Source organism: Arthrobacter cheniae (genome assembly GCF_003602275.1).
Lineage (GTDB): Bacteria > Actinomycetota > Actinomycetes > Actinomycetales > Micrococcaceae > Arthrobacter_D > Arthrobacter_D cheniae.
This window is the reverse complement of sequence record NZ_QZVT01000007.1, coordinates 33,539-58,229: the sequence shown is the minus strand read 5'-3', so window position 1 is coordinate 58,229 and position 24,691 is coordinate 33,539. Positions and strand designations below refer to the sequence as shown.

The 24,691-nt window shown below is 68.2% G+C and carries 20 protein-coding genes; 10 read left to right on the top strand and 10 right to left on the bottom strand.

The features are described from left to right. The first annotated feature begins 233 nt into the window (after window positions 1–233). Window positions 234–1,616 (top strand): MFS transporter, encoded by a 1,383-nt coding sequence (locus D6T63_RS13610; RefSeq protein WP_120149605.1) that lies wholly within the window; start codon window positions 234–236, stop codon window positions 1,614–1,616. A gap of 124 nt (window positions 1,617–1,740) precedes the next feature. Here D6T63_RS13610 and D6T63_RS13605 read toward each other — a convergent pair whose 3' ends face one another. Beyond that, on the bottom strand, window positions 1,741–2,646 hold the full coding sequence (locus D6T63_RS13605) for a LysR family transcriptional regulator (RefSeq protein ID WP_235830753.1): 906 nt from the start codon (window positions 2,644–2,646) through the stop codon (window positions 1,741–1,743). An 85-nt stretch (window positions 2,647–2,731) separates the two neighbouring features. Between D6T63_RS13605 and mmsB the strand changes: the two genes are divergently transcribed. Next, the gene (mmsB, locus tag D6T63_RS13600; protein WP_328588678.1) at window positions 2,732–3,658 is read left to right on the top strand and encodes a 3-hydroxyisobutyrate dehydrogenase; all 927 of its coding nucleotides are present in this window, start codon (window positions 2,732–2,734) and stop codon (window positions 3,656–3,658) included. A gap of 32 nt (window positions 3,659–3,690) precedes the next feature. Continuing rightward, a complete protein-coding gene (locus D6T63_RS13595; RefSeq protein ID WP_120149602.1) occupies window positions 3,691–5,175 on the top strand; it encodes a CoA-acylating methylmalonate-semialdehyde dehydrogenase in 1,485 nt (494 codons plus the stop codon). 58 nt (window positions 5,176–5,233) lie between these two features. Here the strand turns inward: D6T63_RS13595 and D6T63_RS13590 are convergent, their stop codons facing one another. The 3 genes from D6T63_RS13590 to D6T63_RS13580 are packed head-to-tail and all read right to left on the bottom strand — an operon-like array spanning window position 5,234 to window position 7,656. Beyond that, window positions 5,234–6,079, bottom strand: a complete 846-nt coding sequence (locus D6T63_RS13590) for an NAD(P)-dependent oxidoreductase (RefSeq protein WP_120149601.1) — start codon at window positions 6,077–6,079, stop codon at window positions 5,234–5,236. A 55-nt stretch (window positions 6,080–6,134) separates the two neighbouring features. Next, window positions 6,135–6,962: an SDR family oxidoreductase gene (locus D6T63_RS13585; RefSeq protein WP_120149600.1), complete on the bottom strand. Its 828-nt coding sequence runs from the start codon at window positions 6,960–6,962 to the stop codon at window positions 6,135–6,137. Between the two features lie 28 nt (window positions 6,963–6,990). After that, window positions 6,991–7,656 carry an SDR family NAD(P)-dependent oxidoreductase gene (locus D6T63_RS13580; RefSeq protein WP_120149599.1) on the bottom strand — a complete coding sequence of 222 codons (666 nt, stop codon included), beginning with the start codon at window positions 7,654–7,656 and terminating at the stop codon, window positions 6,991–6,993. A 448-nt stretch (window positions 7,657–8,104) separates the two neighbouring features. Between D6T63_RS13580 and D6T63_RS13575 the strand changes: the two genes are divergently transcribed. Together D6T63_RS13575 and D6T63_RS13570 are read left to right on the top strand one after the other, a co-directional pair. Further along, complete coding sequence (locus D6T63_RS13575) at window positions 8,105–9,766, top strand: glycoside hydrolase family 13 protein (protein ID WP_182977019.1); 1,662 nt, start codon at window positions 8,105–8,107, stop codon at window positions 9,764–9,766. 595 nt (window positions 9,767–10,361) lie between these two features. Continuing rightward, complete coding sequence (locus D6T63_RS13570) at window positions 10,362–10,952, top strand: DnaJ family domain-containing protein (protein WP_235830752.1); 591 nt, start codon at window positions 10,362–10,364, stop codon at window positions 10,950–10,952. 52 nt (window positions 10,953–11,004) lie between these two features. On the opposite strand, the gene opgC is transcribed toward D6T63_RS13570, so the two are convergent. From opgC to D6T63_RS13545, 5 genes are all read right to left on the bottom strand, one after another. Further along, window positions 11,005–13,611 carry an OpgC domain-containing protein gene (opgC, locus tag D6T63_RS13565; protein WP_120149597.1) on the bottom strand — a complete coding sequence of 869 codons (2,607 nt, stop codon included), beginning with the start codon at window positions 13,609–13,611 and terminating at the stop codon, window positions 11,005–11,007. Further along, on the bottom strand, window positions 13,608–15,656 hold the full coding sequence (locus tag D6T63_RS13560; protein WP_120149596.1) for a glycosyltransferase: 2,049 nt from the start codon (window positions 15,654–15,656) through the stop codon (window positions 13,608–13,610). The genes opgC and D6T63_RS13560 overlap by 4 nt, the downstream gene beginning before the upstream one ends. A gap of 184 nt (window positions 15,657–15,840) precedes the next feature. Continuing rightward, on the bottom strand, window positions 15,841–16,524 hold the full coding sequence (locus tag D6T63_RS13555; protein WP_120149595.1) for an NADPH-dependent F420 reductase: 684 nt from the start codon (window positions 16,522–16,524) through the stop codon (window positions 15,841–15,843). 34 nt (window positions 16,525–16,558) lie between these two features. Continuing rightward, a complete protein-coding gene (locus D6T63_RS13550; protein WP_220725937.1) occupies window positions 16,559–17,317 on the bottom strand; it encodes a response regulator in 759 nt (252 codons plus the stop codon). Continuing rightward, window positions 17,314–18,918 (bottom strand): ATP-binding protein, encoded by a 1,605-nt coding sequence (locus tag D6T63_RS13545; RefSeq protein ID WP_120149594.1) that lies wholly within the window; start codon window positions 18,916–18,918, stop codon window positions 17,314–17,316. The genes D6T63_RS13550 and D6T63_RS13545 overlap by 4 nt, the downstream gene beginning before the upstream one ends. 179 nt (window positions 18,919–19,097) lie before the next feature. On the opposite strand from D6T63_RS13545, the gene D6T63_RS13540 reads away from it, so the two are divergent. The 5 genes from D6T63_RS13540 to D6T63_RS13520 all read left to right on the top strand — a co-directional run bounded on the left by D6T63_RS13540 (window position 19,098) and on the right by D6T63_RS13520 (window position 23,777). Then, a complete protein-coding gene (locus D6T63_RS13540) occupies window positions 19,098–20,105 on the top strand; it encodes a Bug family tripartite tricarboxylate transporter substrate binding protein (RefSeq protein WP_120149593.1) in 1,008 nt (335 codons plus the stop codon). Between the two features lie 3 nt (window positions 20,106–20,108). Continuing rightward, complete coding sequence (locus tag D6T63_RS13535; protein WP_120149592.1) at window positions 20,109–20,651, top strand: tripartite tricarboxylate transporter TctB family protein; 543 nt, start codon at window positions 20,109–20,111, stop codon at window positions 20,649–20,651. Next, complete coding sequence (locus D6T63_RS13530) at window positions 20,644–22,263, top strand: tripartite tricarboxylate transporter permease (RefSeq protein WP_120149591.1); 1,620 nt, start codon at window positions 20,644–20,646, stop codon at window positions 22,261–22,263. The genes D6T63_RS13535 and D6T63_RS13530 overlap by 8 nt, the downstream gene beginning before the upstream one ends. Beyond that, on the top strand, window positions 22,260–22,655 hold the full coding sequence (locus D6T63_RS13525) for a universal stress protein (RefSeq protein ID WP_120149590.1): 396 nt from the start codon (window positions 22,260–22,262) through the stop codon (window positions 22,653–22,655). Before D6T63_RS13530 ends, D6T63_RS13525 begins: the two co-directional genes overlap by 4 nt. A 102-nt stretch (window positions 22,656–22,757) precedes the next feature. Further along, window positions 22,758–23,777 (top strand): LLM class flavin-dependent oxidoreductase, encoded by a 1,020-nt coding sequence (locus D6T63_RS13520; RefSeq protein WP_120149589.1) that lies wholly within the window; start codon window positions 22,758–22,760, stop codon window positions 23,775–23,777. A 64-nt stretch (window positions 23,778–23,841) separates the two neighbouring features. On the opposite strand, the gene D6T63_RS13515 is transcribed toward D6T63_RS13520, so the two are convergent. After that, window positions 23,842–24,561, bottom strand: coding sequence for a GAF and ANTAR domain-containing protein (locus D6T63_RS13515; protein WP_120149588.1), 720 nt, complete (start codon window positions 24,559–24,561; stop codon window positions 23,842–23,844). Window positions 24,562–24,691 lie beyond the last annotated feature (130 nt).

Here is a 24,691-nt window from a genome sequence, read left to right as displayed (position 1 = left end):
TTCGAGCCCTCGCCCGGTCGTTGCGGCCGAGCGCATCGGCCGGCACCAGGGCTAGAAGACCGTCGCGGCTGTGCGGAAATGCAGAAGCACTCTGCACTATTCGACGTTGATCGGCCTGCTGTCCGACGCAATACTCATAACGCCCCGGTGTGCCTCCAGTCACAGTGCGCGCCGGCCAGCGGAGGCCGTTCCCGGCCGGCCGTGTCAACGAAGACACCGAAGGAGTAGTCCGCATGAGTTCAGCGCAGCACACACCACCCCAGCGGGAGGAGCCCGACGTCGATGCGTCGGGCCTGAAGAAAGTCGTCGTCGCGTCGATGGCCGGCACCGTGGTCGAGTGGTACGAGTTCTTCCTCTACGCGGCCGCCGCCACCCTGGTGTTCGCTTCGGTGTTCTTCCCCACTGCGGACTCCGAGCTCGACGCGATCATCGCCGGCTTCCTGACCTACGCCGTCGGCTTCGTCGCGCGGCCCATCGGAGGAATCGTCTTCGGGCACTTCGGCGACAAGTACGGGCGCAAGCAGCTGCTGCAGGTCAGCATCATCCTCGTGGGGGTCTCGACCTTCCTCATGGGCTGCCTGCCCACGTTCGACCAGGTGGGCTACTGGGCTCCCGGGCTCCTCGTGGTGCTGCGCTTCATCCAGGGCTTCGCCGTCGGCGGCGAGTGGGGCGGGGCCGTCCTCCTGGTAGCCGAGCACAGCCCCAGCAAGAGCCGTGGTTTCTGGTCCAGCTGGCCTCAGTCCGCCGTTCCCATGGGTAACCTGCTCGCGACGGGCGTGCTGTTCGGCCTCTCCGCCGTGCTCGACGAGGCGTCCTTCCTCGGCTGGGGCTGGCGCGTGGCGTTCTGGCTCTCGGCCGTGATCGTGATCGTCGGCTACTACATCCGCACGAAGGTCAACGACGCCCCGATCTTCCTCGAAGCCCGCAAGGAGGTCGTCGAGGAGTCCAAGGGCTACGGCGTCATCGAGGTCTTCAAGCGCTACCCGCGCGGCGTCTTCACCGCGATGGGCCTGCGCTTCGCCGAGAACATCCTGTACTACCTCGTGGTCACGTTCAGCATCACGTACCTGAGCACGGTGGTGGGCGAGGATCGTACGCGGATCCTGCTGCTCCTCCTCGTGGCGCACTTCCTGCACTTCTGCGCGGTGCCGATCGTCGGGCGCTACTCGGACAAGCTGGGACGCAAGCCGGTGTACCTGGCCGGTGCCGTGCTCGGCGCCACCTGGGGCTTCTTCGCCTTCCCGATGATGGATACGGGCAACGATCTCATCATCCTCGCGGCGGTCACCATCGGCCTGTTCTTCCACGCCCTGATGTATGCCGGCCAGCCCGCGATCATGGCCGAGATGTTCCCCACCCGCATGCGGTATTCGGGCGTCTCCCTCGGCTACCAGGTCACCTCGATCGTCGCAGGATCGCTGGCCCCGATCATCGCGACCACCCTCCTGCGGGACTACGGGTCCTCGACCCCCGTCGCGATCTACCTGCTGCTGGCCTGCTGCGTCACGGTGGTCGCAGTGCTGCTGCTCAAGGAGACCCGCGGCATCAGCCTGCTCGACGTCGACGAGGCGGATGCCCGCGGCACCGCGGACCTGCTGGCCGCCTCCAAGAAGTAGTGACGCCCGGTCGGACACGGTGATGGAACAGGAACGACGACGGCGGCGGACACGCGCCGTCGTCGTTCCTGTCCGTGCGGAGCGTAGGGATGCGCCTGCGCCGAGGCGGTGCAGGTCGGACTGGTCAGGCGGTCAATTCGCCGTCGCGCTCGCTGATCTCCCGCTGGATCGCCGTGACCACGGCCTGGACGGCTGCCGATCGGAGCGACTCCGGCCGGGCGACTGCCCAGATGGGCAGCTGCCGGTGGAAACCGTCGTGGAGGACGGGCAGCAGCCCCGAGCCGTTCGGCACCATGAAGTTCGGGAGCAGACCGATGCCCGCCCCCGCGTGGACGGCCTCCAGTTGCGCGAAGATGCTCGTGGACTGGAAGGACGTGACCGGCAGGGGCAGCTGCGAGGAGCGGTGACCGAGTTCCCAGACCTGCAGCGCGGACTCGACGTAGGAGACGAAGCTGTGGTGGCGGATGTCCTCCAGCCGCTCCGGGAGTCCGCGACGGTCCACGTAGGCCTTGCCGGCATAGAGGCGCAGGAAGTAGTTGGTGAGGAAGATGGGCTCCGCGGTCACCGTCTCGGTGCGCCCCACCACCACCTCGAGGTCGACGCCCGAGCGGTTCTGGCTGGCTTTCCGCGTGGCGCTGAGCAGCTCGACGTCGAGCCTCGGGTTGTCCCGCTGCACGCGGACGAGGGCCGGCGTGATGAAGCGGGCACCGAAGCCGTCCGGTGCGCTGATCCTCAGCATGCCGGTCAGGGTGTCCGTGTTCGAGAGGCGTGCGTCGAGCTCGCCGAGGCTCAGCTCGATCGCCTCCGCCGCCGAGACGGCGTCGGCCCCCAGCGCGGTCAGCTCCCACCCCTGGGGGGTGCGTTCGAGGGTGCGGCCGCCGAGCTGCCTGTCCAGGGCGAGGATGCGGCGGGAGATGGTCGTGTGCGTGGAGCCGAGGGCTTCCGCGACGGCGTTGAAGCGGCCCAGGCGGGCCACGGTCAGCAGGATGAGGAGGTCGTCGGGACTCGGCAGGCGTCGGAAGTCGACCACACATCTCCATCCGTGTCCGCCTGTGCATAAATGTTCACACAGTCTGTGATTTTTCCCCTTGATCGCACTGTAGCAGTGGGACAGGGTGGCAGAAGGTACCCACGAGCAAAGGAGCTTGGACATGGCAACGATCGGCTGGATAGGACTTGGAAACATGGGCGGTCCCATGACCGCCAACCTGGTCAAAGCGGGCCACACGGTGCGGGGCTTCGACCTCAGCGCTGATGCGGTCGCCGCAGCGGAGGCAGAGGGTGTCACGGCGGTGCCGGGCATCGCTGACGCCGTCAGGGGCGCCGATGTGGTCTTCACGATGCTCCCCAAGGGAGACCACGCGCGGGCGGTGTACCTCGGCGACGACGGCGTCCTCGCCCACGCGGAGACCTCCACGCTCCTCGTCGACTCCTCCACCATCGACATCGAGTCCGCGGCAGCACTGCATGAAGCAGCAGCGGACAAGGGCTTCCGATTCGTCGATGCTCCGGTCTCGGGCGGCATCAGCGGAGCGAAGGCCGGCACGCTGACCTTCATGATCGGGGGCGAGGAGGGCGCCGTGAAGGACGCCACCGCGTTCATCGAACCCATGGCGAGGAACATCATCCCCACCGGCGGTGCGACCACCGGACAGGCCGCGAAGATCTGCAACAACCTGATGCTCTTCATCAACCTCGCGTCCACCGCGGAGGGCGCAGTGCTCGCGGACCGGCTGGGGCTCGACAAGCAGGTGTTCTGGGACATCGCTTCGGTGTCCTCCGGCGACAGCTGGGCCCTGCGCACCTGGTATCCCGTGCCGGGCGTAATCGACACCGCCGCATCGAACAACGACTTCGCGCCGACCTTCACCACGGAACTCGCCAACAAGGACATCGGGCTCGCCATCGCGGCCGCCCGCAGCACCGATACCCCACTGGAGATCGGCGAGCACGTCCAGCAGCTGTTCCAACGCCTCATCGACCAGGGCGAGGGCGGCAAGGACTGCTCCATGATCATCAAGCTCGTCGACGGCACCCTCTAGTCTCCGCTTCCCCACATCCCCGAAGGACTCCCATGCAGCAGATCCCGCACTACATCAACGGAACACGCGTGTCCGACGCCGAGCGCTTCGGACCGGTGTTCAATCCCGCCACGGGCGAGCAGGAGAAGGAGGTGGTCCTGGCGTCGCCGTCGCGCGTGGACGAAGCCGTCGCGGCCGCCGAAGCAGCCCTGCCCGGCTGGCGCTCAGCGAGCCTCGCCAAGCGGGCCGCCGTCTTCTACAAGGTCCGGCAACTGCTTACCGAGCGGAAGTCGGAGCTCGCGGCCATCCTGACGAGCGAGCACGGCAAGGTCCTCTCGGACGCCGAGGGGGAGATCTCCCGCGGACTCGAGAACATCGAGTTCGCCACCGGCCTCGGCCACATGCTGAAGGGCGAGCGGTCCGAGCAGGTGTCCACCGGCGTCGACGTCCACTCCATCCGCCAGCCCGTCGGCGTCGTCGCCTGCATCACGCCGTTCAATTTCCCGGCCATGGTGCCGCTGTGGATGATCGGCAGCGCCATCGCCTGCGGCAACACCGTGCTGCTGAAGCCCAGCGAGAAGGACCCGTCCTCCTCGGTGTTCATCGCCGAACTCTTCTCGGAGGCAGGCCTGCCCGACGGCGTCCTGAACGTGGTGCACGGCGACCGCGAGGCCGTGGAGACCATCCTCGACCACCCCGGTGTGAAGGCCGTCAGCTTCGTCGGGTCCACGCCTATCGCGAAGACCATCTACTCCCGTGCGGCAGCCAACGGCAAGCGCGTCCAGGCCCTGGGCGGCGCGAAGAACCACATGGTGGTCCTGCCCGACGCCGATCTCGACATGGCAGCCGACGCCGCCATCTCGGCCGCATACGGCTCGGCCGGCGAGCGCTGCATGGCGATCAGCGTCATCGTCGCCGTGGGGGAGATCGCGGACGACCTCGTGGAAGCCGTCCGGTCCCGGATGACGGGCCTGACCATCGGACCCGGCACCGACCCGAGCTCCGAGATGGGTCCTCTCATCACGGCCGAGCACCGGGACCGCGTGGCGTCCTATGTCACCAACGCGCCCGCCGAGGGCGCCACCGTCGTCGTCGACGGTACGCAGCAGCAGTTCGATTCCAACGGCTTCTTCCTCGGTGTCTCCCTCGTGGACCATGTGAAGCCGGGTATGAAGGTGTACGACGACGAGATCTTCGGGCCCGTCCTGTCCGTGGTCCGCGTCGGGTCGTACGTGGACGCGGTGCGGCTCGTGAACGAGAACCAGTACGGCAACGGCGTCGCCATCTTCACGCGCGACGGCGGGGCCGCGCGCCAGTTCGAGGTCGAGGCCGAGGCCGGGATGGTGGGCGTCAACGTGCCGATTCCCGTGCCCGTGGGCACCTACTCGTTCGGCGGCTGGAAGGACTCGCTGTTCGGCGACACCCACATGTACGGGCCGGACAGCATCCGCTTCTACACGCGCGGCAAGGTCGTCACGACGCGCTGGCCGGACCCGTCGACGTCGAAGATCGACCTCGGCTTCCCCCAGGTCGACTGACCCCGCACCGGCGGCGGACTCCCTACCAGGACGGGGAGTCCGCCGGCCGGTGAAGGCACTAGCCCAGTTCGGGCTTCGCGATCACGGCGATGTCGTCGTCGCCGGCTCCCGCGCGCTGCGCTTCGGTCAGTGACTGCAGGACGGCGGTCACGGCCGGCAGGGGATCGGGCGTGGAGCGCAGCATCAGGCGTGCATCCTTCGCGAGGAGGTCGGCGGAGAACTGTGTGTCCCCGAAGGTCCCTGCGGTGATCACGAGTCCCTTCATGCCGGCGATGACGCCGAGACCGGTGCCCTTCAGCAGATCCAGCACGGCAGGGGCGTCCAATCCGTTCGCCTTGCCGAGGCGCAGGGCCTCGACGAGTCCCTGCAGCGTGACGCCGAGGGCGAGGTTCGCGAGCAGCTTCCCGGTGGCGGCGTCCGACGGCGTCGCGACGCGGCGCAGGCGCTCGGCGTCACCCCAGAGCATCGCGAGGGGCTCGACGACGTCGACGTCCTCCTCCGCTCCGCCGAGCAGAACGCCCAGCTGACCGGCCCGCGCCGGGGCGAGGCTTCCGATGACGGGGCCGTGCACATAGCGGATGCCGGCCGCCGAGGCGTAGTCGGCGAACTCGCGGGCGTCCTCGGGCGAGACCGTGGTGACGTCGAACCAGACGGCCTCGGCCGGGATCTCCAGGCCGGAGAGCACCACCTCCCGGACGGTGTCCGGCCCGAAGAGCACGGTCATCACGACGTCCGCGTTCCGAACGGCGTCCTCGGGGGAGGGCGCCTGCGTGGCCCCCGCGTCGCGCAGGCCTTCCGCAGCGGCGGCCGTACGGTTCCAGGCGGTCACCTCATGGCCGGCCTGCAGCAGGTGCACACCGAGTTCGTGTCCCATACGTCCGACGCCGAGCAGTGCGATCTTCATGAAGTCCTCCGGGTGCTGGTTGATGTCCCCACGACAGTATTGCGTCGGGCCTAGTTCAGTCCTTGCCGCCGTGGGCCTCGACGGCCACCGGCTGCCATTTCTCCCACGACGCCAGCCGCGACTCGTAGTCCGCCTTCGCAATGCCGAGCGGTGCCTCGCCGAAGAACGCGCGCAGCGGCGGATCGTCGCTGTCGACGATCGTGAGGATGGGTCCGCGTGTCGCCGTGGGGTCGCCGGGAGTCCCGGCACGGCTCGGTCGGTTCGCGGCCTGCTCCCGGACGCCGTCGTAGGCGGGGATCGCGGTGGCGTGCTTCGCGGAGCTGCCGCCCCAGTCGGTCGAGAACCCGCCCGGCTCGATCAGCGTGACCTTGACGCCGAACCCGGCAACCTCCTGGGACAGCGCCTGGCTGAGCCCTTCGAGGGCCCACTTCGACGCGTGGTACGCGCCGACGGTCGGAAAGGCCGAGATACCGCCGATCGAGGACACCTGGATGATGTGGCCACTGCCCTGAGCGCGGAGGTACGGAAGTGCGGCCTGGGTGACCCAGACGGCACCGAAGAGGTTCGTCTCGAGCTGATCGCGTACCTCGGCCTCCGACAGTTCCTCGACCATGCCGAATTGCCCGTAGCCCGCGTTGTTGATGACGACGTCGAGCCTGCCGAAGCGCTCCTGCGCCTGCCGGACGGCGGCGAAGACGGCTGCGCGGTCGGTCACGTCGAGTGCCAGCGGCAGGATCCGATCGCCGTACGTATCGACCAGGGCCGTGAGGCTGTCGGTGCTGCGCGCGGTGGCAGCGACGGAATCTCCCCGCTCGAGGGCGGCTTCCGCCCACTCACGGCCGAAGCCGCGGGATGTCCCGGTGATGAACCAGATCTTGCTCATGGTGTTCTCCTTCGCCGGCGGGAGGGAATCAGTCGGCGCTGATCTGGTGGCGGAAAGTGCTCCGCTCCGCGTGGAGATTCCAGATGACCCCGGCCAGGACAGCGGGGTCCTTCTCGGGGTCGCCCTCGATGATCCGGCCGCCGATGATGAGCTGCGACACATGGATCCCCTCCTCGCCGAGCACCTCGTGCAGCAGCTGGGCGTAGGCGGCCTGGCCGGCGAAGGCGACCGACGTACCCGTGACGGCACGGCCCGGCTTCACGGCCGAACCACCGTTGATGAACAAAATGGTGCCGCGGTTCTCGCCGAGGAACCGCATGCCGGGAAGAACCTGGTGGACGGCTGCCACCGGGCCGTAGATGGAGAACTCCACCGGGCCCTTGAGGTCGGCCGGAGTCGTCTCCAGGACGGGCCGCATGAAGTCCTTCTGCGGAAGGGGGCTGTACTGCAGCACCTCGATGGGCCCGAGAGTCTCGGTGGCTGCCTCGAGTGCCGCGGCGATGGACTCCGGATCACGGACGTCGGCGGCGAACCCGCGGGCCTGGATGCCTTCCTTGCCGAGGTCCTCAGCGAGGGCGTCCAGCTTTCCCTGGCTGCGGGAGATGAGGGCGACGGAGAACCCTTCGGCCCCGAAACGCCGTGCCACCGCGGCGCCGAGGCCGCGTCCTGCTCCGATGATCGCAATAGTTGTCATGCTTGGTGCAATTGATCAGGCCTCTGAATAATTCCGGCGGGCGGCTACGGCTGCGGCCTCGGTGCAGCAGCGCAGGGCCGGGTTTTTGCCCTGAATTCCTGCAAGCGCACAGGCCGGGCCCTGCGGCGAATCGGTGCGATCGCATGCGCCGGGCTCTGCGGCGAACCGGTGTGATCACATGCATCGGGCGCTGGGGCGCCAGGGCAAGCCGGGGCGTCCGCCGCAAGGCCCCGCAGGCCGTCGTCGCTCGATTGACACGCCTCTGATCCCTCCCGTAAGAAGAATGCTGTGCGTGGAACGAGGCCCCCTCTCCGGCCCTGCCCCGCCGATACATTCATCCCCCCACGCAGTAAGAGGGACCAAACCCGTGACTTCAACCGTCAACCCCGGCGTCGAATCAGCCGTTGACGCCACTGCGCAGCTCGCTCCCGAAGCTCTTGCCGAGCGCATGCAGGATCCGGACTGGTGGCGCCAGGCCGCCGTGTACCAGATCTATCCGCGGAGCTTCGCCGATTCCAACGGCGACGGCATCGGCGACCTGAAGGGCATCACGTCCCGCATCCCGTACTTGAAGGCACTCGGTGTGGACGCCGTGTGGCTCAGCCCCTTCTACCCCTCCGCGCTCGCGGACGGCGGGTACGACGTCGACGACTACCGCGACGTCGATCCCAAGCTGGGCACGCTCGAGGACTTCGACGAGATGATCTCCGCGCTGCACGAGGCGGGTATCAAGCTCGTCGCGGACATCGTTCCCAACCACACCTCCAACCGGCACGCCTGGTTCCGGGAGGCGCTGGCGTCCCCGAGGGATTCCGCCGCCCGCAACCGGTACATCTTCCGCGACGGCAGGGGACCGAACGGGGACGAGGCCCCCTCGGACTGGGAGTCCGTCTTCGGCGGCCCGGCATGGGAGCGCACCGAGGACGGCCAGTGGTACATGCACATCTTCGCCCGGGAGCAGCCGGACCTGAACTGGGACAACCGGGAGGTCCGCGACGACTTCCTGACGACCCTCCGCTTCTGGTCCGACCGCGGCGTGGACGGGTTCCGCGTCGATGTGGCCCATGCCCTCACCAAGGACATGACCGAGCCGCTTCCGTCCAAGACCGAGCTCGGCCCCGAGGGCGGGAACAACAATGGGTTGCACCCCTTCTGGGACCGCGACGAGGTCCACGAGGTGTTCGCCGAGTGGCGGGAGGTCTTCAACGAGTACACCCCACCGCGTACAGCCGTCGCCGAGGCCTGGGTGCACGCCGACCGCCGCGCCCGCTATGCCAGCCCGGAGGGACTCGGCCAGGCCTTCAACTTCGACCTGCTGAAGGCCGACTGGGATGCCCGCCAGTTCCGCGACATCATCACGAAGAACCTCGTCGAGGCGACGTCCTCCGGCGCGTCGTCGACCTGGGTCTTCTCCAACCACGACGTCGTCCGCCATGCCACGCGGTACGGCCTGCCGCCGGCAGGCCCCGAGAGCAACGACAGCAAGGCAGGCCAGGGCGGTCAGGGCGGTCAGGACGGCGCGGCATGGCTGATGAGCGGCGGCACGGAGCCGGAACTGGACCGGGAGCTCGGTGAGCGCCGCGCGCGCGCCGTCTCGCAGCTCATGCTCGCCCTGCCCGGCTCCGCCTACCTCTACCAGGGGGAGGAGCTCGGCCTGCACGAGGTCGCCGACATCGCCGACGAGGATCGCCAGGACCCCACGTTCTTCCGTAACCGGGGCGTGGACGTGGGCCGCGACGGGTGCCGGGTGCCACTCCCATGGACGGCCGACGGGGAGTCCTTCGGCTTCGGCTTCGCAGGGGCGCACCTGCCGCAGCCTTCCTGGTTCGGCGAGTACGCCGTCGAGGTGCAGGAGGGCGACGCCGCTTCCACCCTCAGCTTCTACCGCCGCGCGCTCGAGTTGCGGCGCGAGCTGCAGGGGGAGGAGGAGTTCGAGTGGATCGACGAGCCCTCCGCCGACGTCCTGCATTTCACGCGTCCGAGTGGCTGGCACAGCATCACCAACTTCGGCTCGGTTCCGGTGGACCTGCCCGCGGGGACGGTGCTGCTGAGCAGCTCGCCCCTGGAGGACGGCAGGCTGCCCGCCGGCACGACGGTCTGGCTGGTCTAGCTCCTCGCTTCCCCGGCCGGCGACGGGTCACCCTTCGAGGGCGGCCCGCCGCCGTCGTCCGGCGTGGTTCCGCAGCCTGCTCGAACGGCCGTCGTTCACGTCTTTTGCGCGGGAACCGTGTGTCGCGCCAGGACACGCCGTCGTCCGGCCGGTTTGTCCGCTGAAGCCGTGAACGAGCGTCGCGCCCGCACGCCAGCGCACCCGCAACCGTGTGTCGCGCCGGGACACGCCGTCGTCCGGGGTGGTTCCGGGGCGTGCTCGAACGGCCGTCGTTCACGTCTTTTGCGCGGGAACCGTGTGTCGCACCAGGACACGCCGTCGTCCGGCCGGTTTGTCCGCTGAAGCCGTGAACGAGCGTCGCGCCCGCACGCCAGCGCACCCGCAACCGTGTGTCGCGCCCGCACGCGGCACAGCCCGCACTCCGCACCCGCACGCAACCACACCCGAACCCACACGCAGCGGCTCCGCACCGCCAGCCCGTCCGGCCCAGGGAAATGGGTTGCACGCCCTGTCGCGGCCTCGGAATACTGGAGTCGAGGCGGAAACGACGCGGGAGGGCAGCGGCATCAGCGGGTCCAGGGAGCACGAGGAGCGATTGCGGAAGGCAAGCCAGTATCGTGCGGCGCGTGACGGCGGCGATCCATCGGACGTGATGGCTGAACTGGCACGCCAGAACGACGACGGCGACGCACCGAACGGCGAGCTGGCGCCGCTGCGCGAGGGCGAGGACGAGGTCAAGCGAGCACGGCTGATCGTCGACCGTGCCATAGCGCGCGGCGAATTCGACAACCTCGCGCTGGCCGGTAAGCCGATCCCGGGGCTGGGGGAGGCCCACGACCCCGACTGGTGGGTCAAGGGCCTGATCCAGCGCGAGAACATCACGGGTCTGGGACCGCGGGCCATCCTGCTGCGGACGGAGGACGCCGAGCTGGACGACCGCCTCGACCGCCAGTACACCGAGAAACAGGTGCGGGAGGTCCTCGAGGACTTCAACTACCGCGTCATCGATGCGCGACGACAGCTCCTCGGCGGCCCACCCGTCATCACGAAGCTCCGCGACGTCGACGCCGAAGTGGAGCGCTGGCGCGAGCGCCGGGAGGCGTCCCGCCGGGCAGCCGAGGCCGCCGCTCCGCCCGAGCCTGTGAAAGCGACCTTCTGGCGCCGGGTCTGGCGCGGCTCCAGCTGAGTGCGGGTCGCGGGTAGGACGCTTCGTTCCGGCCTCGCCTGCAGGCCGGTCCCTAGTTGGGAATGACGGAGAAGAGGAACTTCTTCCTCACCATGACCCAGATGACCAGGGTCACCACGGCGTGGATGACGAAGCCCTGCCAAAAGCTCGATCGGTCCAGGCCCGGCAGGTTGCCGACCATGAGCACGAAGTAGACGTGGACGATGAACACGTACAGGCTCGCGCGCCCCAGCGGAACGTACAACCAGCCCGTCAACCTGCTGATCGGTCGCCAGAACGAGGTCAGGATCACGTGTGCGGCAAGGATGAAGAAGGCCAGGTTGACGAGCCTGCCGGGTTGGAGGGACACCCGCACGTACGCGGACTCGTACAGGGTCTCGTAGAAGCCTGGGGAAACGAACGGGAGCCCGACCCCCAGCGCATGGTTGAGCCACAGCGTCCCGAGCACCAGTGCGTAGCTGCCGGTGAGGGCAACGACCAGGATCTTCCCCTTCCGCGTGCTCAGCGCGTCGATGATGGCCCGGCGGTGGAAGCCGAGGACTACGCCGTGGACGAAGATCACCTGCCAGGTCAGCAGCGGGAAGACATCCTGGAACTGGGAGTTCAGCACCCGCAGGGAGAAGATCGCATCGAGCAGGTAGAGAGCCCAGCTGATGGCCAGGAGAAGCCACCACAGCTTCTTCCTGAGCATCAGGACCAGCAGGGGAACCGTGAGGGTCAGCACCACGTAGAGGCCCATGATGTTGAACGCCCACGGGCCCATGTTCAGCAGCAGCAGGTCCCGCACGGCGTAACCGGCCGGTGGATAGTCGAACAGTCGCTGCACGTTCGGGTAGAGGTCGTACATGCGGCCTGCGGCTTCGGTGCCCGCCCCGCCGGTCCCACGGTCCGTGAAGGTGGTCAGCACGGAGGCATCGATGAAGGGCACCAGGGAGAGCAGGTAGACGGTGATCACCACCGCGAGGGCCGTCAGGTAGAGCTTCAGTGCCCGGCGCGAGGTGGCCTTCGCAGCAGCCAGGGCTCCCCGCCGTTCCACGGCGATGGGGTGGACCATTCCCAGCACCACCCCGGACAGCAGGACGAACAGTTCCGCGCCCGTGATGGTGCCGATGAGGTTGCGTGAGATGAAGGACCACGGCCCGGCCACCTCGATATGGGTGACCACGACCGAGGTGATGATCCAGCTGCGGAGGAGGTCGATCCGGGCGTCCCGGGGCTCCCGCTCATGGGGGTAGCTCCACTGCGGTACGACACGCTTGGCGACTCCTGCCAGCAGGACCAGGGCGAAGAGTCCGACGACGCACAGGACCAGCCATCCCATGACCGCACTGACCGTTCCGCCCGGCTGCCATACCTGGTTCGTCGACTCGTTCGCGTCCTCCTGCTCGACGACGTCGGTGACAGGACCACGGATGATGCCGGGCGTCCGGTCGAGGGTGCCGCGCAGGACGGCCGCCGTCGCACTGTCCGCTGACAGGCCCCAGTCCACGACGTGCCCGTCCGCCTCGGGCTCCAGCCGGGACGCCTCGAGCCAGGCCACCATGCCCAGCTCCGGGTACTGCGCTGCGAGTGCGGGATCGAACAGTTGATCGAGCCACGCCCGCTTGATGTCGGATTCGGGCGCACTGTCGGCGTCCTCGGGGTCGAACAGCGCCGCGGTCTGGACCAGGAACCGCTTGCCCTTCTCCGCCGCGTAGGTCCTGGCGAAATCGATGCGCGGGGCTCCGGGGGCCATTCCGTAGGTGCCCGCGAGCTGGTCGGCGAACTTGTCCGGTTCAGGCAGCACGGACGTCGTGATCGCGCCGGAGTACTCGCGCGTGCCGTCCTCGGCCGTCGTCGTTCCCTGCTCGGAGTTGCCGAACTCGTAGCTGCCGAAGTGGTACATGGACAGGCCCACCCAGTCCACGGCATCATCACCCGGATAGTAGGGCTGGTAGGGGTCATCGCCCGCGTCGATCAGGCTGTTGCCGTTCGTGTCGAGGGGAGTGACGGCTCCTGCCGTGCGCCCTTCCAGCGCTCCGTAGGCTTCGGTGAAGGGATAGCCGGCCGCGTACGACGGCGACCACACCATCTCCGCGGTCGGAACCTCGGCGTGGACAGCGACAGCAACGGTGCGGAAGGCATCGATGTAGTCCTCGGGCTGCTGGCCCCACCGGAACCACGTGCCGTTCATCTCCGGCGCGAAGCGGACGAAGAACGCGGTGCGGAACTCCTCGCTGATGCGGTTCAGGGTGCCGGCGAGGCGTCGGGCGTCGTCCTCGGTGAGCTGATCGAGGGACTCCGTGGGTTCGAGGGTGATGACGGCGAGCGAACCCAGGGATGCTCCCTGGCGCGCGAGATCTTCGAGGGACCGCTCGGCCTCGTCGTCGAGCGGGTAGGCGACAGGCCTGCTGAAGAACGACGGCGTGATGCCCGTGCGGTCGGCGTAGGCCCGGGCATTGTCGGTCGACCAGTCGAGTTCGGGACCGAAGGAGAGGCCCTCCGCGAACGCCCCCGGATCCTCGACCGGCTGCTGGTCGGTGGTCGTGGTGGTAGCAGGCACGCTACCCGGAGCCGCCTGCGCGGGCAGGGCGCCGGTCAGGATGCCGGCGACGAGGGTCACCAACAAAAGCAGGGTGGCCGTCCACCGCTGCCTCGGCCCCGCAGTGATCGCCGTCATCCCTTCGCTTCCTGCCTCGCCTTCGCCGCCGCTATGTCCGACTGGTAGTGCTCATAGCCGCGGTACCTGACGGCCTCGATGATGACGCTGAAGATCACCAGGTCGAAGACGACCCAGACGATGTTGACCGACGTCCCGAGGATGTCGGCCTGGCCGACCGCCATGCGGATGACGCCGACCACCGCCGCCGCGACCAGCAGGCCCATGGCCCACAGCTGGGGCTTCACGAGGTCCCACCGGAGCGTCGTATCCTGCTGCAGGGTCTTGGGCGTCACGGCGAAGTCGAGGCTGCGGCCCATGTACACGTTGCCGAACGCCGACGTGATCGAACGGATCCAGACCGGGAAGAGTGCGAGCGAGTACTGCTGGCCGCGCCAGGTCTTCACACCCTTCCCGACGACGGCGAACAGCAGCTGGTTGACCAGCAGGAACGGAATGAGGCGGACGAAGAACTCGGTGCTGATCGAGTTGACCGGAAGGATCCCGAGGGTCAGGTAGATGATCGGTGCCGCGATGTAGATGAGGGCGGCGAAGCCGGAGAGATAGCTCCACATCGTTGCCCCGTACATCAGCTTCTGGGCGAAGGTGAGGCCCTTCTGGGCGAACGGGTTCTCGCGGAACATCACCTGGATGGTGCCCTGGGCCCAGCGCAGGCGCTGGGTCAGCATGGAGTTCAGGTCCTCGGGGGCGAGGCCGTCCGCGAGCTTCTCGTGGTGGTAGGCCGATTCCCAGCCCAGGGAGTGGAGGCGCATGCAGGTGGCCATGTCCTCGGTGACCGAGATGGTGGCCATCGGCATGACGGCCTGCGCCTCGCCGCCGCGGTCGGCATTCACCGACTCAAGGAGCAGCCGGACGGCGTCGATCGCGGCGAGGGGGGACCAGGAGCGCTGCGCCAGCTGGTCCAGCGCAGTGTCGTCGAGGACGGCGAGGCCGGGGGTGCCCAGCGAGGCGTTCTGCAGTCCCTCGTCGAGGCCCTCGATGCCGAGGTCCGCAAGGGACGCGAGGTCCTCGTGGAAGGCGGCGATATCCGCGGCGACGAGGTTGCGCGTGACCGCCACGACCCGCTGCTGGAACTCGTAGGTCACCTCGGAGATGCCGTGGCCCTTCTGGAGGCGGCGCCGTACGCGCCGGAGATCCTTCGCCACGAGGTCGAGGGCTTCCTCCACGCGCTCGTTGTCCGGCTCCAGGTTCTTCTTGGCCTTCGCAAGGACCTTCCCCGACGTCTTCAGTGCCTTGTGCAGGGCGAGCTCGATCTCGGTGACGTAGCGGGTGACGCCGAGCTGCATGAGCGCCTCACGACGGATGATCGCATTCGATCCGCAGAAGAAGGCGGCGTTCCACCCGTCCTTACCCTGCTGGATGGGTCCGTAGAAGAGGGGTGCCTGACTGCCCAGGGGGTCCGAGTCCGGCACGTTGATGAAGACCTGGGGCGTTTGCACCAGGGCCATCTTCTCGTTCGTGAAGTACCCCAGCGTCCGGTCGAGGATGAGCGGATCCGGGATCTGGTCGGCATCGAGGATGACCAGGAACTCACCGTCCGTGGACATGAGCGCATTGTTCAGGTTTCCGGCTTTGGCGTGGCGCGGCATGTCCTTCCAGTCAGCCGACCGCGTGATCCAGCCGATGCCCTCCGCCTCTGCCGCTTCGCGCACCTCGGCCCGGTTGCCGTCGTCGAGGATCCAGGTGTTGTGCGGGTACCGGATGGCCTTCGCTGCCCGGGCCGTCGTCAGCACCAGGTCGAGGGGCTCGTTGTAGGTGGTGATGAAGACGTCGACCGTGAGGCCCTCGGGCGCCTCCGGGGGCTCCCTCCTCTTCAGTCTCCAGACCGTGAAGCCGAACAGGAGCGAATCGATCAGCGAGTACGTCTCCGCCAGCACCAGAGGGATGGCGATCCACCACGCATCCCAGTTGATGGAGAACAGCCAGCGCCACGCGATGTAGTTGATGCCGAGGACTGCCGTCACCAGCACGATTGCACGGATGAGGAAGGTCCTGCCGCCGGAATCCGAGCGTGGTGCCTCGGCGGAAGGATGGCTCGCTGACATGGTCCAGGTCTCTCCACTCGCTGCCACGGCGCACGGCGGCACCGCCTCGGTGACTTATGTGCGCCGGGCTGACTGCACTGAGACACTCACCGGGTCCCCAGGGACCTTCGCAGCATTGGATCCAAAATACCCGAGAGTGGGACGACGACCGTACACGCGGGGGTCGGCTGGAGACGGTGTGTCCTTACATCTCCGCGTACCGCTTCGCCTGCCCGAGCGCTCCGCGCAGGCCGTCGGCGTCGAGTACCGTCCCGTAGGCCGGGGTGTCCCGCTGGAATCGCCATCCCTCGGCGAGGGCGCCCGCGTCCACGGCGTCGAAGCCGAACTCGTCGAGGAGGTCCACGACGGCCTGTTTGGCGTCAGAGGCGTCGCCCGCGATCGGAAGCGCCCGCCGGCCCGGTGTCCCGGCGGGCGTGCCGCCGGTGGTCAGCTGCGCGAAATGGATGGTGTTGAAGGCCTTGACCACGGACGAGCCGGGGAGGTGGTGCTGAAGGATCTCGCTCGTGGTCGAGGTCTCGTCCTCGAGGTCGGCGATCCGGCCGTCGCGCTGCGGGTAGTAGTTGCAGGTGTCGATCACCAGCTTGCCCGCGAGGGGTTCCACCGGAACGGAGTCGATGTCCTTCTGCGGAATCGTGACGACGACGACGTCGCCGTGTCTCGCGGCGTCCTCGACGCTCCCGGCCCGTGCCGCGTCGCCGAGTTCGCCCACGAGGCCGCGCAGTGTCTCCGGACCCCGTGAGTTGCTCATGATCACGTTGTAGCCGCGGGCGACGGCGAGGCGGGCGAGCTGCGAGCCGATGTTGCCGCTGCCGATGAAGCCGATGGTGCTGCGCGTGGTGTCCGTCGAGGGTGTCGTGTTCTCAGTCATGCCCTGGACAACCCCTGGGCACCGCGGTTATTCCTCAGCCGGCCCGTCCGCCGTCGGTCCATACGTAGAACTTCTCCGGGCGCCCCGCCGAACCGTACTGCGGCACGATGCGTGCCTGCCCCCGCGAGACGAGGAACTCGAGGTACCGACGGGCACTGACACGGGCCATGCCGAGACGATCGGCGACATCCGAGGCCGAGGTGCCGCGCCCGTGGCCGCGCAGGTCCAGCATGACGGCGTCGAGGGTCGGAGCCGACAGTCCCTTGGGCGTCGCGACGGTGACCGGGCCTGACGGCGCCCCGCCCGCGCCTGCTCCCGCCGTCGTGCGCAGAAGCTGGTCGATGCGCCCCTGGTCGAGCGCCGCGGACCCGTCGACCGCATGGGCGTCGAGCTCGCGGCGGTAGGCGACGTAGTGGTCGAGCCGCTGGTTGAGGACGGCTGCGTTGAAGGGCTTCACGAGGTAATGCAGCACGCCGCCCGCAACTGCGGCCCGCACGGTGTCGAGCTCGCGAGCGGCGGTGATGGCGATGACGTCGAGCGGCTCGCCCGGCCGGTTCCGCAGCGCGCGCAGCACGTCGATGCCCGTCATGTCCGGGAGGTGGATGTCCAGCAGCACCAGCCGCGGCCGGAGTTCGTCCGCCAGTTCCAGCGCGCGGGCCCCTGTATGGGCCGCGCCGACGACGTCGAAGGCGCCGTGGGCGAGCAGGAACCCGGTGTGGATCCCGGCCACCTCGTGGTCGTCATCGACGACGAGGGTGGGGATCAGCGGAGAACCCGGGGGAGGCGCGGTCATGGCACCTGCAGCGTGGAACGGGGCGCCGCGACGAGCGAGGGTGCGAGCCACACGGTGAACTCCGCGCCGCCGAGCTCGGCGTCATCGACGACGACCTGCCCGGAACGGCGTCGGGCGATGCGGTCGACGAGCGCGAGGCCGAAGCCGCGCGTCCCGGTGTGCCCGCCGTCCTTGGTCGAGTAGCCGGACGAGAAGATGCCGTCGATGTCCTCGGCCGCGATGCCGGGTCCGTTGTCCGAGACCTCGATGCGCAGGGCGCCGTCGTCCATCTCCAGGTGGACGGCGATGCGGCCGTCCGTCCGGCCGCTCCCGGTCACGGCCTCGATCGCGTTGTCGATCAGGATGCCGAGGATGGTGACGACGTCGGTGGTGCCGTCGGGTTCGAGCGTCGAGGTGTCGCTGATGGACAGGGTGATGCCCTTCTCGGCGGCGATGGTGCTCTTGGTCATGAGCAGGCTCGCCGCGTCCGGGTCCTGGATCCCGGGTGCGATGGTCCCGGAGACCAGCGACCCGCCGTGGCCCGAGCGGGAGATGAAGTCCACGGCCTGCTCCGTCCGGCCGAGCTCGAGCAACCCCGAGATGGTGTGCATCCGGTTGGCGAATTCGTGGGCCTGGGCGCGGAGGGCCTGCGTCGCGTCGCGCTCGCCGTCGAGGTCGGTCAGCAGCTGGTAGAGCTCCGTGCGGTCGCGAAGGATCATCACGCGTCCCACCCGGGTGCCGTCGACGGAGGCATCGGAGGTGCGGGCAAGGAGCACGCGTTCCCCGGACAGGACTGTCTCGTCGGTGTCGGCGGGATCGGTGAGGAGAAGCGCGAGGGCGGGCTCCATGACATCCTCCGCCAGCTGGCCGGTGGCGGAATCGTCGAGATCGAGCAGCCGTTTGGCCTCGTCATTGAGGAGCGCGATCCGGTGGTGCTCGTCGACGGCGACCATGCCTTCGCTGATGCCGTGGATCATGGCGTCGCGGGTCTCGAGGAGGGAGGCGATCTGCTCCGGCTCCAGGCGGTAGATCCGCCGCCAGACGAGCCGGGAGATCCAGATGGCTCCGGCGGACCCGACGAGGGCGGCGACGATCAGCCATGCCAACAGGCGGGGAAGGTCCTCGTAGAGGTCGGCGTCGAGCTCTGATTCGAGGGTACCCACCGACGCCGTGCCGATGATGCCGCCGTCGTCGCCGTAGATCGGTACCTTCACCCGCCACGACTTACCGAGGGTCCCGGTCTGGGTGCCCACGAAGGTCTCTCCCGACAGGGGGACCGATGGATCCGTGGAGACGAGTCGACCGATCAGGTCGGGATTCGGGTGCGAGTACCGGATGCCCTCCTCATCGGTGACGACGACGTACGTCACGCCCGTGGACTGGCGGATCAGGTCCGCGATGGGCTGGATCGTGGCGCTGGGGTCCGCTTCGTCGAAGGCCTCGACCACGGAGGGCAGTTGCGCCACCGACTGGGCGACGCCGACCATCCGATCCTCGTACTGCTCGCGGATCTGCATGCGCTGCATGGTGACGGCAGTGGAACCGGCGACGGCGACGATGACGAGCACGATGGCCAGTTGCAGCAGGAACAGCTGCGATCGAAGCGACATCGTTCTGATCATCCTCTTAGTGTGACACGCACTTTTGCGTTCCGAACGGCTGCCTGAGGACCTGTGACCACAAAGACCACTACGAGCACTACGACCGCATTCTTTACCCCCGGTCGGTGCGCTTCCTACCCTGAGGAAAGCAGTGGTGACCCCCATCACACCTCGCAGCACATCTCAAGGAAGAGAAGATCATGACGATCGATCGCACAACGGCGCGCCGTTCGACCCTCACCACCCTCGCCCTCGTCTCCGCCCTGGCCCTCTCGGCCTGCGGCTCGATGACGCAGAGCACTACCGCCGAGGAACCGGACGGAACCATCGAGAAGCTCAATATCGTGGTTCCCGCAGATCCGGGCGGCGGCTGGGACCAGACAGGCCGTGCAATGGAGGCGGACCTCAAGGAGAACGACCTCGTGGGCAACGCCTCCGTGGTCAACGTCGGTGGTGCCGGCGGTACCAACGGCCTCGCCCAGCTCGTCACCGAGACTGACCCCAACACGCTTATGGTCATGGGCTACGTCATGGTCGGCGCGGTCGAGACCAACAACGCGGCCAACCGGATCGAGGACACGACGCCGATCGCCCGCCTCACCGAGGAGCCCCTCGTGATCGTGGTCCCCGCCGACTCGCCGTACCAGTCCGTCCAGGACCTGCTCGATGACATCGAGTCCAAGGGCCAGGGCGTCTCCATCACCGGCGGTTCGGCCGGAGGCGCGGACCACATCCTCGCCGGTTCGGTCCTCAAGGAGGCCGGCATCGCGCCCGAGAACCTGAACTACATCCCCTACTCCGGCGGAGGCGAGTCCCTCGCGGCCCTGCTCGGCAACAAGGTCAACGCCGGCATCTCGGGCGTCGGCGAATACGCGGAGCAGGTCGAGGCCGGTAAGCTCCGCGCCCTCGCGGTCTCCGGCGAGGAAGCCGCACCGCAGCTGCCCGACACCCCGACACTCACCGAAGAGGGCATCGACCTGGTCCTCACCAACTGGCGTGGCGTCGTCGCCCCCGGGAACATCGACGACGCCCAGGCGGAGAAGCTGACCCAGCTCGTCACCGACCTGCACGAGACGGACACCTGGAAGGCCACCCTCGAGGAGAACAACTGGGCGGACGCCTTCCTGACCGGCGAGGAATTCGGAACCTTCCTCGACGAGGACATCGCCAGCGTCAAGACGACCCTCACCGACATCGGACTGCTGTAGCCGATGAGTACCTCCGTCCAGAACGCCCCCGGGAGCGGCACGGCCGCCGCTCCCGGCGCGCCGATCGGTGAGCTGGTCTTCGCCCTCATCATCGTCAGCATCGGCGTCGTCGGCTTCGTGTCCGGCGCGGGCATCCAGACCCCTCCGTCCGCCAGCGACATCGGCCCCCGCGCCTTCCCCTTCGCCGTCTCGGGCCTGCTCGTCGCCGTCGGGGCGGGCCTGGTGTTCCAGGTGCTCCGCGGCCACCGGGGCGCGGCCGACGAGGGCGAGGACGTGGACCTCGACGCGAAGACCGACTGGCTGACCGTCGGCAAGCTCGCCGGCTTCGTCCTGCTGCACTCGTTCCTGATCGTTCCGCTCGGTTGGCCCGTCGCCGCAGCGATCCTGTTCTTCGGCGCCGCCTGGTCGCTCGGAGCCCGCCCGTGGTGGCGCAACCTCATGACCGCGATCATCCTCGCGCTGGTGCTGCAGTTCGTCTTCGGGGGGCTCCTCGGCGTCTCCCTGCCCCCCGGGTTCCTCGAAGGGCTCGGTGTGTTCGGTGGATAACTTCTTCCTGCTCATGGAGGGCTTCGCCACGGCGATGCAGCCCATGTACCTCCTCTTCGCGCTGGGCGGCGTGCTCGTCGGAACCGCGGTGGGCGTCCTGCCCGGCATCGGGCCCGCCATGACCGTGGCACTGCTGATGCCCATCACCTACAGCCTCGAGCCGACGGCGGCGATCATCGTCTTCGCCGGTATCTACTACGGCGGCATGTACGGCGGGTCCACCACCTCGATCCTGCTCAACACCCCCGGGGAGTCGTCCTCGATCGTCACGGCGCTCGAGGGCAACAAGATGGCCAAGGCCGGCAGGGGAGCGGCAGCGCTGGCGACGGCGGCGGTCGGCTCCTTCGTGGCCGGCACCATAGCCACCGTCCTGCTGAGCTTCGTGGCACCCTATGTCGCGGCGTTCGCGGTGCAGATCGGCCCCGTCGAGTACGTGGCGCTGATGATCGTGGCCTTCCTCACGGTCGGCGCGCTCCTCGGCTCGTCGGTGCTGCGCGGCCTTGCCTCGCTGGGCCTGGGCCTGTTCATCGCGCTCATCGGCTTCGACTCGCTCACCGCGCAGCAGCGCTACACGTTCGGAAGCCCCTTCCTCGCGGACGGGATCGACGTCGTCCTCGTGGCGGTCGCCCTCTTCGCCGTCGGGGAGGCCCTGTACGTGGGCTCCCGCCTGCGGCACGGGCCCATCAAGATCATCCCCGTGACCGGCGGCTGGACCAGCTGGCTCCGCAAGGAAGATCTTCGCCGCTCCTGGAAGCCCTGGCTCCGCGGCACGTTCATCGGTTTCCCCGTCGGGACCATTCCGGCGGGCGGCGCCGACGTCGCGACCTTCCTGTCCTACGCCTCCGAGCGCAAGCTCGCCAAGGGTGAGAACAAGAAGCAGTTCGGCAAGGGCGCCATCGAGGGCGTCGCCGGTCCGGAGGCCGCCAACAATGCGGCAGCGGCCGGTGTCCTCGTGCCACTGCTGACACTCGGCATCCCGACGACGGCCACGGCTGCGATGATGCTCGTCGCCTTCCAGCGCTACCAGATCCCTGTGGGCCCGCAGCTCTTCGAGTCCAACAGCACCCTGGTATGGGCGCTCATCGCGAGCCTCTACGTGGGCAACCTGATGCTCCTCGTCCTGAACCTGCCCCTGGTGGGTATCTGGGTGAAGATCCTCCAGATCCCGCGGCCGTACCTGTACTCGGGAATCCTGGTGTTCGCCGTCCTGGGCGCCTTCTCGGTGAACTTCACCCCGATCGACGTCATCATCCTGCTGATCGTCGGCATCCTCGGGTTCTTCATGCGGCGCTACGGCTACCCGATCGCGCCGATGGTGGTGGGGCTGATCCTCGGCCCCATCTTCGAGAGCCAGCTGCGCCGTTCGCTGGCGATCTCGCAGGGCGATCCCGTGGCCCTCGTGCAGTCGCCGGTTGCCGCGACCATCTACGTGGTCCTGATCGTGATCTTCGCGCTGTCCCTGCTGCTCAAGCGTCGCCAGCGCCAGTTCGAGGCGATGGTCGCGGCGAATGCCGACGCGTCCGACGTCGTGCGCGGTTCCGCTTCGAGCTCCGAGGCCGCCGTCGCACCGACCGCGAAGACCACCGATCAACGAGAGGACACCGACCGATGAGCATCATCGTGGTGGGTTATGTACCCAACGCCCTGGGCGAGGCGGCCGTGACCGAGGCCGTGGAGGAGGCACGACGCCGGGGGGCGGAGCTCGTGGTCATCAACACCACGCGCGCCGACCGCCTCGTCAATCCGGCCTACGCCGACTCCGAGGACGTGTCCAAGCTCGAGGGCATGCTGGAAGCTACGGGTGTCCCGTACTCCATCCGTCACAGCATCTCCGAGGCCACCGCGGCCGAGGAGGTCGTGGACACGGCCGAGGAGGTGGATGCGGACCTGATCGTGATCGGGCTGCGGCACCGGACCCCGGTCGGCAAGCTGATCATGGGATCGACGGCGCAGACCATCCTGCTCTCGGCACGCTGCAACGTGTTGGCGGTCAAGCTGCCCTGACGCTTCTTCCACGACGGCGGGTTCCTCCGGAAGGAGGGGACCCGCCGTCGGCATGACGCCTCCTGCGGGAATGCTGCGACGCCTTCCAGCGCTTCACCCGGCATGAAGAAGATCGGATTCCTGTCCTTCGGCCACTACCAGGATGTGCGCGGGTCGCTGGTGCCCACTGCCCAGGAGGCCCTGGTCCAGGCCATCGAACTGGCCGTGGCTGCCGAGGAACTCGGAGTCGACGGCGCCTACATGCGTGTGCACCACTTCGCGCCGCAGTACTCGTCACCCTTCCCGCTCCTTGCCGCCATGGCTGCCCGGACGAAGACCATCGAGCTCGGTACGGGCGTGATCGACATGCGCTACGAGAACCCGCTCTATATGGCGGAGGAGGCCGCGGTCACCGACCTCATCAGCAATCGGCGCCTCCAGCTCGGGATCAGCCGGGGCTCACCGGAGACTGCCCTCGACGGATCCCGCACCTTCGGCTACCTGCCGGATGTGGGCGCCACCGACGCGGACCTGGCCCGCGACAAGACTGCGTTGTTCCGCAGGGCTATCGCGGGACATGGCATCGCCGACGTGAACCCGCGCATGTCGGGCAGCACGGAAAAACTGCCGATCGACCCCCTCTCGCCCGGATTGCCCGAACGCATCTGGTGGGGTTCCGGCACCAGGGCCACCGCGCAGTGGGCGGGGGAGCAGGGCATGAACCTCATGAGTTCGACCCTGCTGACGGAGGATACCGGCGTGCCCTTCGACGAGCTGCAGGCCGAGCAGATCGACATCTTCCGGAAGGCCTGGGCCAACGCGGGACACGCCTGGACACCGAGGGTCTCGGTCAGCCGCAGCATCCTGCCGATCGTCAGCGAGGCGGACGAGTACTACTTCGGTATCCGGGCGCAGCGCGAGTCGCACGACCAGGTGGGCATTCTCGACGGCGCCCGGTCCCGCTTCGGGCGCAGCTACATCGGGGCGCCCGACGTCATCGCCGAACAGCTGGCCTCCGATGCCGCCGTGCAGGCAGCCGATACGCTACTCGTCACCATCCCGAACCAGCTCGGCGTGGACTTCAACGCGGCGCTGCTGGGAAACATCGTCCGGCTCGTCGGTCCGTCGGCCGGCCTGCGCTGACGCTGCTGCGGGGTCAGCACCTCGAAGCCCGGGACAGTACCTGACGCTCTCCGGACGGCTGATGCTAGGTGACGGGCTGTCCCGCCCCTTCGGTCAACTCGAGGGCAACGTCCCCGACCGAGCGCCGACCATCCTGCGCACGCGTGACGAGCTCGGTGAAGGCCGCACGATCGTCGATCCCGAGTCGCGCCATGAGGATTCCCTTCGCCATCGCGATGCGGTCGCGTGTCTGCAGGGCCGCGGAGAGGTCCGAACGGATCTGCTGCGGTGTGTCCGTGGTCTGGACGTGACTGAGCAGAGCGGCGGCCGGCACGGCGAAGCGGGAGAGCGCCCGCTCGGTGGTCCCGTCGAAGGCGAACGCTTCGGTCGCGTAGACCTTCATGGCTCCGATCGTGGTGCCTCCCTGGATCAGGGGGACGCTCTGGCACGAACGGACCGACATCTCGGCTGCGGCGGCCGCCCAGCGGGGCCACCGCTGGTCGAGGGCGGTGGTGTCATCCGTCCGGACCGGCGTCGAGGTGGACCAGGCGCTGAGGCACGGTCCCTCCGACAACTCGTACTGCAATTCATCCGCCCGCCGGACGAGGGCGTCCGTGGCCCCGGTGCTCGTTCGCTGTCCGTGGTGGATGAGCGAGACCCCGGCCCCGATCGCGCCGGGAATGAGATCACGCGCGGCTTCGGCGAGGAGATCGACGGCGTGCTGCACCGTCTCTTCCGTCAAAAGGAGACCGCGGACGCGGCCGAAGACGACGGCAAGTTCGTTGAGGGTGGGCTCTGAGTCCAAGATAAGCCTCGAATGTCCAGGTGCCGGTTGATCCGGCGAAAGTCAGCCGCCCGCTTCTGGACCCCTTCAAAATAATGACGTCGCACCGGAGGGAGCAAGTTCGGCGGAGCGCTCTTCGCTGGTGGCTTAA